Here is an 11,995-nt window from a genome sequence, read left to right as displayed (position 1 = left end):
GCGCTTCTCTGCGTCACTCCCCTCCTGTTGCGTCAATCTACTGCGCGCTCAAAACAAGACCGCGGCAGCCCCGCCTCATGTCTGAAGGGGCTTGCCGCGGTCTCCCGTGGATCAGGCTGTGAAGAGCGGGCCGGTTACGGCTTCACCACGACTTCCTCGGCGGTGGGGACGCTCTTCAGCATGTCCTTGCCGACCATCCAGTTGCCGACGCGGGCGATGTCGGCCTCGGTGGGCAGCGGCAGCAGCGCGTCCTTCGAGAAGATCGTGTAGCGCGGCATCGGATAGCGCGGCGCGGCGGGCGGCGGCAGCAGGCGCTTCTCGACCATGAGCTTGCGGAACTTCTCGGGATCGGCCTCGATCGAGCGGGCGGCGTCGGAGAGCGCGGCGCGGAAAGCCTTCACGGTCTCGGGCGTGATCGCGTCACGGCGAAGCGCCACGACGGCTAGGGGCTCGGCGAGCGAGCGGTCGTCCCAGATCGCGCGGCCGCCCTTCGACTCCACGACGGTGGCGAGCGGCTCGGGCAGAAGCGCCGTGTCCATCTTGCTCGCGAGAAGCAGCTGCAGACGGATCGGGATCTGCTTGATCTCGGTCTTCTTGAAGACGTCGGCGGAAAGCTTCTCCGTCTCCTCGACGCGCGTGAGGAGGTAGTCGATGATCGTCGCCGAGCTCATCGCGGTCTCGGTGCCGCCGGCCTTCTTCAGATCCTCGATCGACTTGATGCGCTCGCTCGCCTTCGGGGACGTGAGGAGCGCGAAGTTCCTCTGCTCGTTACCGGCCATCGTCGTCGTGGCGACGATCTGCTGCGGCACGCCCGTGGCATTCTGCGAGAGCACGTTCATGATGTCGGCGTAGTGGCCCTGGAGCTCGCCCGCGCGCATGGCGGCGCCGATCTCAATGGCGCTCTTGAAGGGAATGAGTTCGATCTCGAGACCCTGCTTCTTGAAGTGCCCCTCGCTCTCGGCGGCGAAGAGAAGAATGGAGTCGGACGCGGGAAGCGTCGCGATGCGCAGCGCGGCGGCCTCGGCGCCCATGGAGACGAGGGCGGCGGCGCAGACCGCGGCGGGGAGGAGCTTTCTCGAGAGGAAACGGGAGAACGTGGTCATTGACTACTCGGACGAAAAAATGTTGGCTTGATCTGTGTGCTCTGTCCGCCTCCGGGGGGAAAGGACTTCTCAGGGCAACGTCGGCTGATTCTAGCCAAATAAGAAGCGGCCGCCCTTCCGTCCGGAAACAACCCGCGGGGCGACTTCCCGCTCCCGGCGCGGGTTCGCGGCATTCACCCGGCTTGAGGTATTGCCTTGTGACGCACGTGGGAGACGGCCGCCCGGCGGCTAATATTGGACGCAGACCTTTCCTATTCCAAAACTCAAGGCAACTTTTCCTTTAGAGGCTCACCCGATGTCACATGAAGCAGTCAGGGACTGGCTCACGGCGCGCGGTTTCGGCGACCGCGTCCATCGCTTTGAAAAGCCCTCCTCCACCGTCGAGCTCGCCGCCGAGGCGATCGGCGTCGAACCCGAGCGCATCGCCAAGACGATGGCGATCATCGGCCCCGACGGCCCCGTCCTCGTCGTCGCCGCCGGCGACCGGCGCCTTGACGGAGGCAAGTTCAAGCGCACCTTCCACTTCAAGCCCCACTTCATCGCCCCCGCCGAGGTCGAGGACCTGGTCGGCCACGCCCCGGGCGGCGTCTGCCCCTTCGGCGTGAAGGAAGGCGTCCCGGTGTGGCTCGACGTCTCGCTCAAGGCCTACGAGACCGTCTGGCCCGCCTGCGGCGACGGCACGAGCGGCGCGGAGCTCACGCCCGATGAGATGGAGCGCGCGACTGACTACAAAGGCTGGGTCGATGTGACAAGGCCGCCCGCCGCGCCGGCGGCGACGAATCCCGCCGTAGGGTAAGCTTTAAGGCTCCTGATTCCTTTCTTTCCTGCACAGGAGCCCTTCCATGACAATCCGCGCCCAGGCTGCACAGTACCGCTTGCTTCGCCAGGGCCCGGTCTGGAAGCTGCTCGCCGCGGACACGGCGCCCGAGACCCTCGCGATCCTCGAGGCGCTGCTCTGCGGCGAGGAGCGCGAGGTTCCGGCCTCGGTCTTCCTCGAGCGACTCGTGGCGGCCGAGCAGGAGGTGAACGACCGGCCGATGAGCCGCGAGCAGGCCCGCGTCCTCGCGGGCGACTGGATCCGGGAGGGATACCTCACGCTGCGCCTCGTCGAGGGCAGAAACGAGGAGACCTACGAGCTCACGAGCGCGGGCCAGGAGGCCATCCGCGCGCTCGCGCGTTTCCAGAGCCGCCGCACGGGCCCGTCGGAGAGCCGTCTTGAGCTCGTCACGCATGCCATCGAGCGCCTCGCCGCCGACTCCGACCCGGAGAGCAAGAGCCGCATCGCGCAGCTCGAAGCCGAGAAGGCCCGCATCGACGAGGAAATCAACGACATCCGCGAGGGCCGCAGTCCTTCGATCTCCGAGACGGCGGCGCTTGACCGCGTGATCGACATCCTCGACCTCGTCGGGGAGCTTGAGGCCGATTTCCGGCGCGTCCGCGAGGAGTTCGAGCGCCTCTCGCACGAGTTCCGCGAGCGCATTCTGAGAAGCGCCGCCTCCCGCGGCGTCATTCTCGACAGTTTCTTCGACGGCGTGAACGGCATCTCGGAGAGCGAGGCCGGCCGCGCCTTCGAGGCTTTCTATAGGCTCTTGACCGACAACCGCGAGAGCCAGGAGCTTGAGGCCGCGCTCGAGCGCCTCGCCGGCCGCAGCTTCTACGACGCGCTCGCTCCGTCCGAGCGCGACCGCATCAGCAACCTCCAGCGCAGGCTCCTCGCGCGCGCGAGGAACACGCACACCGTGATGACGTCGCTCGCCAAGGCGCTGCGTGAGTTCGTCAGAACCCGCGCCTATGCCGAGGAGCACCGTCTCGGCGCCCTCATCCAGCAGGCCCGCACGGCCGCCCTCGAAACCCGGAAGCGCGCGGGCATGAAGGAGAGCTTCATCGACTTCACGCTCTCCTCGGCCGAGATCCGATCGATCGACCAGTACGAGCTTGACGACCCCGAGGAGACCTTCATGGAGGACGAGATCGGGCTTGCTCAAGCGAGCGACGTGAACGCCCTCTCGGTCCTCGAGCGCATTCTCGCCGCCGAGATCAACACACCGGCGCTCATGCGCGCGGTCGAGGCCCGCCTCACCGCACCCGGGGCGCCTGAGCGCGTCTCGATCGGCGAGGTCTACTCTTCGCTCGAGATTCAGCAGGGCCTCGGCTCGGTCGTGGGTCTGCTCGCACTCGCCACGAAACACGGCGAGCCGGGCGGCCCGGGCATGCCCTCGGAGCTGCTTCCCGCCGAGCCGCCCCGCGTGACGAGGAAGGGCTCGGACGCGTGGGAGATTCCCGAGCCGCTCCCGGCTGTCGAGGAGACACTCGGCTGGACCGACCGGCTCGGGTCGGAACGCCATGCGAGAATCCCGCTCTACTGGTTCACGATGAAGAGTCTCGAGCGGATGCGCGAGTCGAGCCGCTGGCGCTGAAACCCACAGAATTTCCCCCCGGAGCAACCGAATGTCAGACACCGCCGCCCTGAGGAACGGGCAGATCCCCGCCGAGGATTCCGAGACCCCGGACACCGTGCATGAGCTCTACGCGGGCGACACGGGCACGCTGCCCGCCGCGACACGCCAGGTGCTCGTGCACCTGCTCAAGGGTCCCTACTTCGAGCGCTCCCGCAGCGCGAAGCTCTGGGACGAGCTGAGACGGAGCGAGACGGTGATCCGCTCCCGCCTCTCGGACCTCTACCTTGACCTCTTCATCGACGACGGCCTCGGGATCGCGTTCTGCCGCCGTCCCGACCTCGGCGACCACACAGCGCCGTCGCTCCTCAACACCGTGCGGCTCAGGTTCCTCGACTCCGCGATGCTCCTTGAACTGAGGAGCAAGCTCATGCAGGCGAAGAGCCGCGGCGAGCGCGCCGTCATCACGAAGACCGAATTCCGCGATCTCCTGCGCGTCTACGACACCCGGGCGCAGCAGGACGATCCGCTCCTCGAGCGCCACCTCGCCGGCATCCTCGCGCGCTTCACCGAGCGGAAGTTCCTGCTCACGCTCAAGAGCGAGGACGCGATGGAGGTCTCCCCCGTGCTGCCGCTCCTCTTCCCCGCGGCCGCGCTCGACGAACTGCGCGCGACCTACGTTCGGCGGGTGCTGCGCGAGGCGAGTTCCCCCGAGGAGCACGCGAGGCTCCTTGAGAAGCTCGGCGACGCTGCCGCTGGCGTCGAGGAGACCCCGGAGGCACCTGCGGCCGTCGAGGACTCCGATGACGCCGCCGATGAGGAGGACGCGATGGATGAAACGGCTGCGGATGAAAATGACGGTGAGGCACGATGACAATGGACACGCTGGAGCTTGACCAGTGGCGCATCTCGCGCCTGCAGGTCTTCAACTGGGGCACTTTCTCGAATATCCACGACATTCCCGTCTCCGAGAAGGGCTTCCTCTTCGTGGGCGCCTCGGGGTCGGGCAAGTCGACGCTGCTCGACGCGATGATCACGCTCCTCTTCCCCAACCCCGCCTACAACGCGGCGGCGCGCGAGGGCGAGCAGCGCCGCGGCGACAGGAGCCTCCTCACCTACGTCCGCGGCGCCTGGTCGAACCAGACCGACACGGACGCCACCGGCGTCACCCGCACGAAGGTGCAGTACCTGCGCCCGAAGGCGACCTTCTCGGCCGCCGCGCTCACCCTCGGGAACCTCACCGGCGACGTCGTCACGCTGATGCTCGTCGCGGCAATCAGGAAGAGCTCGAACGAGGAGGCCGCGGTCAACCGGCAGTACTTCATCATCAAGGGCGCGTACAGCTTCAACACCGAGGACTTCTCGGGCTTCAAGAACTCCGGATTCGACTGGCGCTGGCTCAAGGCGCGGCTCCCGGAGCACAGCTTCTTCACGACCTTCAACGCCTACAAGGACGCCTTCTGCGAGCGCTTCGGCATCGAGGACAAGGAGGTGCTCAGGCTTCTCGCCAAGGCGCAGTCAGCGAAGAACCTCGGCGACCTCAACACGTTCCTCAGGAACTTCATGCTCGAGGAGCCGCCGACGATCGACACGTCGGAAAGACTCGTCGTCGAGTTCCAGGCGCTCAAGGACGCGCACGCGGCCGTGAAGACCGCCCGCGAGCAGCGCGACGTGCTCGCCGCCGCCCGCAACCACTGGCACGACTGGAATGCCGGCAGGAATGCGCTCGAGCTCCTTGACGGCGAGCGCATCGCCCTCCCCTGGTGGCGCCGCCGCACCGAACTCGGGCTCGAGGAGAAGGAGCTCCCCGCTCTCACCCGGGCGATCGAGTCTGCGGCCGCGGCCGCCCGCGCCGGCATCGAGCGACGGGACGCCGCAGATGCTCTCGTGCAGAGCCTGCAGCTCCTCAAAAGCGAATCGGGCGGTCTCGCCATCGAGCGGCTCGAGTTCAATCTCAAGCAGCTCAAGGGCGAGCTCGGCACGATCGGTAAGCGCGAGGCGATCGCGCGCAAGGACTGCGCGACGCTCGGGAACGACTTCCCCGCCGGCGCCGACGACTGGAACGCCTTCACGGCCGGCCTCGCGGCGCGCCTGCCCGAGGAGGAGGCCGCGAAGCAGCGCCTCGAGGAGGAACAGATCGAGCTCGGCGGCGCCGTGAAGGAAAAAACCCGGATCTTCCGCGAGACCGTCGAGGAGATCGAGTCGATGCGCGCCCGCCCCTCCAACATTCCCTCGAGGAAACTGAAGCTGCGCGCCGCGCTTGCCCGCGACCTCGGCGTCTCCGAGGAGGAGATTCCGTTCGTGGGCGAATTGATCGAGGTGAAGGCCTCCGAGGCTCCCTGGAAGGGTGCGATCGAGCGCGTGCTCCACGGATTCGCGCTCTCGATTCTCGTCGATGACGCGCTCTACCCGCGCTTCACCGAGCTGCTTGAATCCAGGAACATCGGCGACCGCCTCGTCTATTACCGTGTCCGCGAGCCGCGCCGCGACTTCGACGGCTTCTTCCGTCCGCGCAGCATCCCGACGAAGCTCAGCTTCCTTGAGGGGCGCTGGGAGAAGTGGCTCGCCGCCGACCTTGCCGCGCGCTTCTCCTACCTCTGCGCGGAGAACCTCGATGAATTCCGCCGCGCCGACCAGGCCGTGACCAGAGCCGGCCAGGTGAAGCACTCGGCCGAGCGCCACGAGAAGGACGACCGCACGCGGGTCGACGACCCGATGAACTGGGTCACGGGCTTCTCGAACAAGGAAAAGCTCGCGCTCTTCGAGGAACGCGCCCGCACGCTCGGCGAGGAAATCGCCGGTATGGAGCGCCGTGCCGCGGAGCTGCGCACCGGGATCGAAGCTGCGGTGGAGCGCAGGAACGCCGCGAAGGAACTCATCGGCATCACCTGGGACGAGATCGACACCGAGGGCTGCCGCAGGCGCATCGCCGCCGTCGAGGGCGAGCTTGAGGAAATGCGTCGGAAGAACCTGGAGCTTCAGGAGATAGAGCGAAAGCTTGGCGCCGCCCGGGCAGAGCTCGAGCGCCTGCGCGAGGAGGAGGGGCGCCTGCGCAGCGCCGAGAACGACGCGAGAAATGAATTCAAAAAGGCCGGCGAGCGCATCGACCGCATCCGCTCGCGGCTCGCGGGCATGGAGCGCGACGTGGCCGAAGGGCGCTCGCCCGCGCCCGTCGAGGAGCGCATCACCGCGGCCGGGGACCGCGCCACGGAATCCGGCAGCGTGATCGTCACACTCAGCGCGCTTGACGATCTCGAGCGCGCGGCGCTTGAGGCGATCACCGCGGAGACGCGCAGGAAGAGCCTCGAGACCAATGTCGCGCAGGGCAATGTGACCAAGCAGTTCGCCCTCTACCTCTCCCGCTGGGAGGCCGCGAAGGCCGATCTAGACGACTCGATCGAGAGCGCGCCTGAGTTCTTCGCGATCCTCGACGAGATCATCGCCGACGGGCTCCCGAAGCACGAGGCGAACTTCCGCAGGATCCTCGACGGACAGTCGCTGCAGGGATTCGCCGAGCTCAATGTTGAGCTGCGCACGGCGAAGAAGGACATCCACGAACGCATGCGCGAGGTGAACGCCTCGCTCAGATCCGTCCCCTTCTCGCGGCTCGCCGAGGGCGACACGCACCTCTTCATCAAGGTGGTGCCGACGCAGAACGCCGAGGCGGCGGAGTTCGCCGCCGACCTTGAGCGGCTCCTGCAGGGATCCCTCAACGAGGTCTCCGAGGAGGCAAACGAGGCAAGGTTCAGCCTGATCGCCGGACTCATCGAGAAGCTCCGCCCCGGGAACCCCGAGACGGAGCGCTGGCGCAGGACCGTGCTCGACGTGCGCAACCACGTCTCCTTCACCGCGTATGAATTGAACGACGAAGGGACGCCCATTGAGACCTACGAGTCGGGCTCGGGCAAGTCGGGCGGCCAGCGCCAGAAGCTCACCACGACCTGCCTCGCGGCGGCACTCCGCTACAAGCTCGGCGCCTCCTCAACGGGGCTCCCGGTCTTCGCGCCCGTCATTCTCGACGAGGCCTTCGACAAGGCCGACAGCGACTTCACCGACCTCTCGATGAACATCTTCAACCGGTTCGGCTTCCAGATGATCGTCGCCACGCCCGAGAAGTCCGTCGTGACGCTCGAGCCCTACATCGGCGGCGCCTTCTACGTCGTGATGCGCGACCGCATGTACTCGAGCGGCCTGTGCGTGCGGTACGACGACCGTGCGAGCAAGCTCGACTTCTCCGACCTCTACGTCCCCGAACATGTCGAGAACCCGCCCGAGGAGGAAGCGTCCGCGGCGGAGTTCAAGGCCCGCAGGAAGCCCAGGACGGAAAAGGCACCCGAGGAACCCCGGGAACCCGATCCGGATCTCTTCGGCTGAGGAGTGACGCGCCATGCCGATTCACCATCCCGATCAGATCGACCAGTTCCTTGCGAGAAGCTTCGCCCGCAACGCCGCCGAGTGGGTGCGCGCCGAGGCCCGCACGGCCCTCGGGCTCGCGGCCGACCTGGTCGAGATCCCTCCGAGGCTCACGGGCGGCATCACGAAGGCCGACGGCATTCCCGACATCCCGAAGCTGAGAACCCTGCGCGCCGCCTGGCAGACCGTCGCCGAACGACCGGGCTGGACGGTCGAGTGGGAAACGAAGCGCCTGGTGATCGGCGAAAACACCCTGCCCGTGCGCGTCACTGTCGCCTCCCCGGCCGCGCTCTGCGCCGCCCTCAGGCCCGGCGGCGTGGGGAGAAGCGACTGGCATGGCGCCGTCGGGCGCATCGCCCGGATCGCGCGGCACTTCGCGCTCGAGGCCGGCCCCGGCAAGTCTCAGAGCGACCCCGTTGACGATCTTGTGAGGATCCTCAAAAGTTCAGACTCTCTGTGGCCCAAGGATTTTTCCGCCGAGGAAGAATCCCGTCTCATTGCCCTCACCGACTGGCTCCTCGCGCATCCCGGTTCGGGTCTCTTCGTGCGCGCGATCCCCGTCGAGGGCGTCGACACGAAGTGGCTTGAGCGCCATCTCGCCGTGACGAGCGGGCTCTGGGGGCTCGTCCGCGAAGTGCGCACGGGCCTTCCCGCCCCGGCGAAGAATGACTTCATCCGCGAGGCTGGTCTGCGGTCTCCCTCGGCCTACGTCCACGTCCGCCACGCCGCGGTCTGGACCGGCGACCCCGAGGTCGATGCCAAAGTGCCGCTCGAGCACATCGCCGCGCACGAGCCGGCCGCCGACACCGTGATCATCATCGAGAACGCCCAGACCGGGCTCTCGGTCACGGCACCGGCCGGAATTCCGATCATCCTCGCCATGGGCGGCAGCGTCACCGACCTTCAGGCCGTGCCCTGGCTCACGGGGAAGCGCATCCTCTACTTCGGCGACCTCGACACGCACGGGCTCAACATCCTCGCGCTCTGCCGCCGGACGTTCCCGAGGACGGAGAACCTGCTCATGGACTGCGAAACCTTCCGGCACTGGGAGCACCTCGCCGTCCCGGAGCCGTCGCCCTTCCCCACGGTTCCCGACGGACTCACCGAGTCCGAGCGCGAGCTCTTCAAGGCGCTCTCCGCCTCGGACCACGGGCGCCTCGAGCAGGAGCGCATTCCGCTTGACGCGATCAACGCAGCGATCGAACAGGCGCTCAGGCGCTGAAGTCCTTCCGGGCCGACTCCCGATCCCTCATGTCCCCGGGGCATGAGGGATGGTTCGTGAGGCGCCGGGCAGGCTGCCCGATCCTGCCGGACCGGTCCGGGGCCTGAGAATTTGTGTTTATTGGACAACCACGTTGTTCATCCTCATCCGCCGCCACCGGGTAATACCTCAACGGACTGCACAATTCTCCGATGGATGTACCCTCAGGCGAACAGATCCAACAATCCTGCTCTAGGTGGAACATCCGTAATATTTTGTTATTTATCAATGCACTGACTGATGTATTACCCAGTGGCAGCGGAGGCGGTCGTGTGATGAAGGACCCTCCTCCGTGATATTCCTGAAATCAGCGCCCGCGGAGTCCCGGAAATTTGCTTTTTATCGCACTCTTCTGAAGAATGTCCCTCAGGTTCAACGGAGAACCTGCCCTCAACTCTCTAGGAGACATTGATCATGAAGAAAACGCTCGCTGCTCTCGCCGTTCTCACCGCCTTTGCCGGCACCGCTGCCGCCGCCGAGGTCACGCTCTACGGCAAGGTCGATCTCGGCCTCAACTATCAGAACACGGATGTCAACGGCACCGACACAAGCACCTTCCAGCAGAAGAGCGGCCAGTTCGCCGGCTCCCGCTTCGGCCTCAAGGGCACCGAGGACCTCGGCAACGGCCTCAAGGTCGGCTTCGTTCTCGAGAACGGCTTCACCCCCGACGACGGCAATCTCGCTCAGGGCGGCCGCCTCTTCGGCCGCCAGGCCACCGTCTACGTGAACGGCGGCTTCGGCGAGATCGCGTTCGGCCGCGTCGGCTCCCTCACCTCGGGCCTCGGCTCCTACTCGTTCATCTACAACTACGCCCCGTTCTCCACTGGCTGGGGCGACACGGCCGGCGCACAGACGCTCTTCGACCTCTCGGACCGTGACCGCTTCGACAACACCGTCACCTACGTGACGCCTTCCTTCGCCGGCCTCAAGGTCTACGCGCAGTACTCGTTCTCGACCTCCGGTCAGGAGGCCGCGGGCAACGAACGCAACAACAAGCGCTACGCCGGCATCGGCGCCAACTATGAGGCGGGCGCCTTCAGCGCCGGCATCGTCGTCGACACGATCCTCAACAACCACCTCGCCACCAACACCACGAACCAGGAGGACAGCCTCGGCATCTCCGTGGGCGCCGCCTATGACTTCGGCGTGCTCAAGCTCCACGGCTTCGCCCAGTACGGCGCGAGCGAGAACAAGTTCGGTGACTTCACGACCTCGGTCGGCACCGAGGGCGTCGACGGCTACACCCTCACCCTCGGCGTCATCGCGCCGGTCGCGGGCGGCACGCTCTATGCGCAGGCCTCCTACGCCGACGCCGAGAACGCCCAGTCGGTCGCCGGCACGGCGGATCAGGAGTTCGACCGCGTGGGCGGCGCCATCGGCTACTCGTACAACCTCAGCAAGCGCACGACCGTCTACGGCTTCGGTGCCTACAGCGAGGGCACGGTCGAGCAGACGGGCGCTGCGGACACCAAGACCAAGAACACCGAGGTCGGCTTCGGCATCCTGCACAACTTCTAAAAAGACGCGGACGTCCCGAACCCGGAGTCCTGAGTCTTCCTTCGGGTTCGGATCTGCATCTGCCTGAAGAATGCGATTACCTCCGTTCGGTCACGGCCGGGCGGAGGTTTTCAGTTTTCAGCCCTTCTTCTTTTTCGCGGACTTGGCGGGCTTCGCGGACTTCGTGATGCCAAGCGTCTCGCGGTCCTCGTCGGAGAGCTCGACGCCGGCCGCCTCGTACTCGGCGAGCATTTCGTCAAGACTCCTGTGCTGCTGATCCTCCGCCTTCCTGAGGACGATGCGGTCGCCCTCTACCGTGATGGATACCGTGTCGCCGGTGCGCAGCCCGATTTTCTCAAGCACCTCGGGCGGAAGCGGCAGCAGGGCCGAGCCGTCGGCCTCGGCAATAACGCTCTGAGTCATGGGATCACTCTCATTGAAAGTAAAGTCCGGGGGCGGAAAGAAGTTCTCCGCCCCCCGCAACTTTACTCACTCGGACGACTTTTTGCGAGCCTCGAGAATCTCCTTTACCTTACAGGCCACCGCCGCACCGAGCTCGGCATGCTGCGCCTCGGTGAGATGGACCTTGTCGGCCGCACCGGCATAGGGAACCGTGTCGGCGGCGTCCATGAACCAAGCGCCGACGGCGGTGACGACCGGCTCGGCATACTTCGCGAGCTCGGCGGACTTCTCCTTCGCCCCCTTGAAGACCGCCTCGCGCGGGCCGCCGTCCGTGTCCATCTTCGGCGGCGTCACGATGAGCACGTCCGGCGCGCGGAAGTCCGTGATCGACTGCCACTGCGCCTCCCTCGTCACCGCGGCGAGACGTCCGAGCGACACCGCGATCTCGGGCGCCGTGCGGTGGAGCCGCGCCTGAAAGTCGTTCGTTCCAAGCATGATGATGACGAGGTCAAGCGGCATGTGGCTCGAGAGCGCCGCGGGCAGGTACGAGAGCCCGTTCATGCCGGCGCCGTCGATGATGCCGCTGCCCGCGTCGATCGCGTCGTCCACGTCCGTCGTGCGGCCGCCGAGTCCCTCGGTGATGACGCGCACGTCAAGGCCGGAGTCCTTCAGCGCCCGCTCCATCACCTCGGGCCAGGTGCGCGCGGGATCAAGGCGGGTCGCCTTCATCTCGGGCGTCCACTGCCAGCCGAATGTGTTGGAGTCGCCGAACACCATGATGCGGTCGGCGGCCTGGGCGAGACCGGCCGCAGAGAGCATGACGGAGAGAAGAAGCAGCTTTTTCATGAGGAAAATCCCTGGGGAAATACGGCCTTTCGCTGTTTCGAGTGGGTAGGTTGGAAAGGCGGTAGCTACTTCGGTAG

9 protein-coding genes are annotated in these 11,995 nt (G+C 66.4%); 6 read left to right on the top strand and 3 right to left on the bottom strand.

Annotation, left to right across the window (positions count from 1 at the left end; translation table 11 throughout):
- Positions 1-134 precede the first annotated feature (134 nt).
- On the bottom strand, positions 135-1,103 hold the full coding sequence (locus Q4F91_RS10690) for an ABC transporter substrate-binding protein (protein WP_303337541.1): 969 nt from the start codon (positions 1,101-1,103) through the stop codon (positions 135-137).
- Positions 1,104-1,398: 295 nt separating this feature from the next.
- On the opposite strand from Q4F91_RS10690, the gene Q4F91_RS10685 reads away from it, so the two are divergent.
- The 6 genes from Q4F91_RS10685 (at position 1,399) to Q4F91_RS10660 (ending at position 10,691) form a co-directional block, all read left to right on the top strand.
- Complete coding sequence (locus tag Q4F91_RS10685) at positions 1,399-1,899, top strand: YbaK/EbsC family protein (RefSeq protein ID WP_303337539.1); 501 nt, start codon at positions 1,399-1,401, stop codon at positions 1,897-1,899.
- Between the two features lie 46 nt (positions 1,900-1,945).
- A complete protein-coding gene (locus Q4F91_RS10680) occupies positions 1,946-3,520 on the top strand; it encodes a DUF3375 domain-containing protein (RefSeq protein ID WP_303337537.1) in 1,575 nt (524 codons plus the stop codon).
- A gap of 31 nt (positions 3,521-3,551) precedes the next feature.
- Complete coding sequence (locus Q4F91_RS10675) at positions 3,552-4,373, top strand: DUF4194 domain-containing protein (protein WP_303337536.1); 822 nt, start codon at positions 3,552-3,554, stop codon at positions 4,371-4,373.
- A complete protein-coding gene (locus Q4F91_RS10670; RefSeq protein ID WP_303337535.1) occupies positions 4,370-7,873 on the top strand; it encodes an ATP-binding protein in 3,504 nt (1,167 codons plus the stop codon). Before Q4F91_RS10675 ends, Q4F91_RS10670 begins: the two co-directional genes overlap by 4 nt.
- 13 nt (positions 7,874-7,886) lie before the next feature.
- Complete coding sequence (locus Q4F91_RS10665) at positions 7,887-9,134, top strand: Wadjet anti-phage system protein JetD domain-containing protein (RefSeq protein ID WP_303337534.1); 1,248 nt, start codon at positions 7,887-7,889, stop codon at positions 9,132-9,134.
- Positions 9,135-9,587: 453 nt separating this feature from the next.
- A complete protein-coding gene (locus tag Q4F91_RS10660; RefSeq protein ID WP_303337532.1) occupies positions 9,588-10,691 on the top strand; it encodes a porin in 1,104 nt (367 codons plus the stop codon).
- Between the two features lie 117 nt (positions 10,692-10,808).
- On the opposite strand, the gene Q4F91_RS10655 is transcribed toward Q4F91_RS10660, so the two are convergent.
- Positions 10,809-11,093, bottom strand: a complete 285-nt coding sequence (locus Q4F91_RS10655) for an AbrB/MazE/SpoVT family DNA-binding domain-containing protein (RefSeq protein ID WP_303337530.1) — start codon at positions 11,091-11,093, stop codon at positions 10,809-10,811.
- Between the two features lie 66 nt (positions 11,094-11,159).
- Positions 11,160-11,918: an SGNH/GDSL hydrolase family protein gene (locus Q4F91_RS10650; protein ID WP_303337528.1), complete on the bottom strand. Its 759-nt coding sequence runs from the start codon at positions 11,916-11,918 to the stop codon at positions 11,160-11,162.
- Positions 11,919-11,995: the final 77 nt, after the last annotated feature.

The organism is Sutterella sp., assembly GCF_030539355.1.
Lineage (GTDB): Bacteria > Pseudomonadota > Gammaproteobacteria > Burkholderiales > Burkholderiaceae_F > Sutterella.
The sequence above is the reverse complement of the archived record's forward strand: the minus strand, read 5'-3'. Positions and strand labels throughout refer to the sequence as shown.

Bases quoted from the DNA above. Each gene is read 5' to 3' on its own strand.
- Q4F91_RS10690 (WP_303337541.1), bottom strand. From the start codon at position 1,103: ATGACCACGTTCTCCCGTTTCCTCTCGAGAAAGCTCCTCCCCGCCGCG.
- Q4F91_RS10685 (WP_303337539.1), top strand. From the start codon at position 1,399: ATGTCACATGAAGCAGTCAGGGACTGGCTCACGGCGCGCGGTTTCGGC.
- Q4F91_RS10680 (WP_303337537.1), top strand. From the start codon at position 1,946: ATGACAATCCGCGCCCAGGCTGCACAGTACCGCTTGCTTCGCCAGGGC.
- Q4F91_RS10675 (WP_303337536.1), top strand. From the start codon at position 3,552: ATGTCAGACACCGCCGCCCTGAGGAACGGGCAGATCCCCGCCGAGGAT.
- Q4F91_RS10670 (WP_303337535.1), top strand. From the start codon at position 4,370: ATGACAATGGACACGCTGGAGCTTGACCAGTGGCGCATCTCGCGCCTG.
- Q4F91_RS10665 (WP_303337534.1), top strand. From the start codon at position 7,887: ATGCCGATTCACCATCCCGATCAGATCGACCAGTTCCTTGCGAGAAGC.
- Q4F91_RS10660 (WP_303337532.1), top strand. From the start codon at position 9,588: ATGAAGAAAACGCTCGCTGCTCTCGCCGTTCTCACCGCCTTTGCCGGC.
- Q4F91_RS10655 (WP_303337530.1), bottom strand. From the start codon at position 11,093: ATGACTCAGAGCGTTATTGCCGAGGCCGACGGCTCGGCCCTGCTGCCG.
- Q4F91_RS10650 (WP_303337528.1), bottom strand. From the start codon at position 11,918: ATGAAAAAGCTGCTTCTTCTCTCCGTCATGCTCTCTGCGGCCGGTCTC.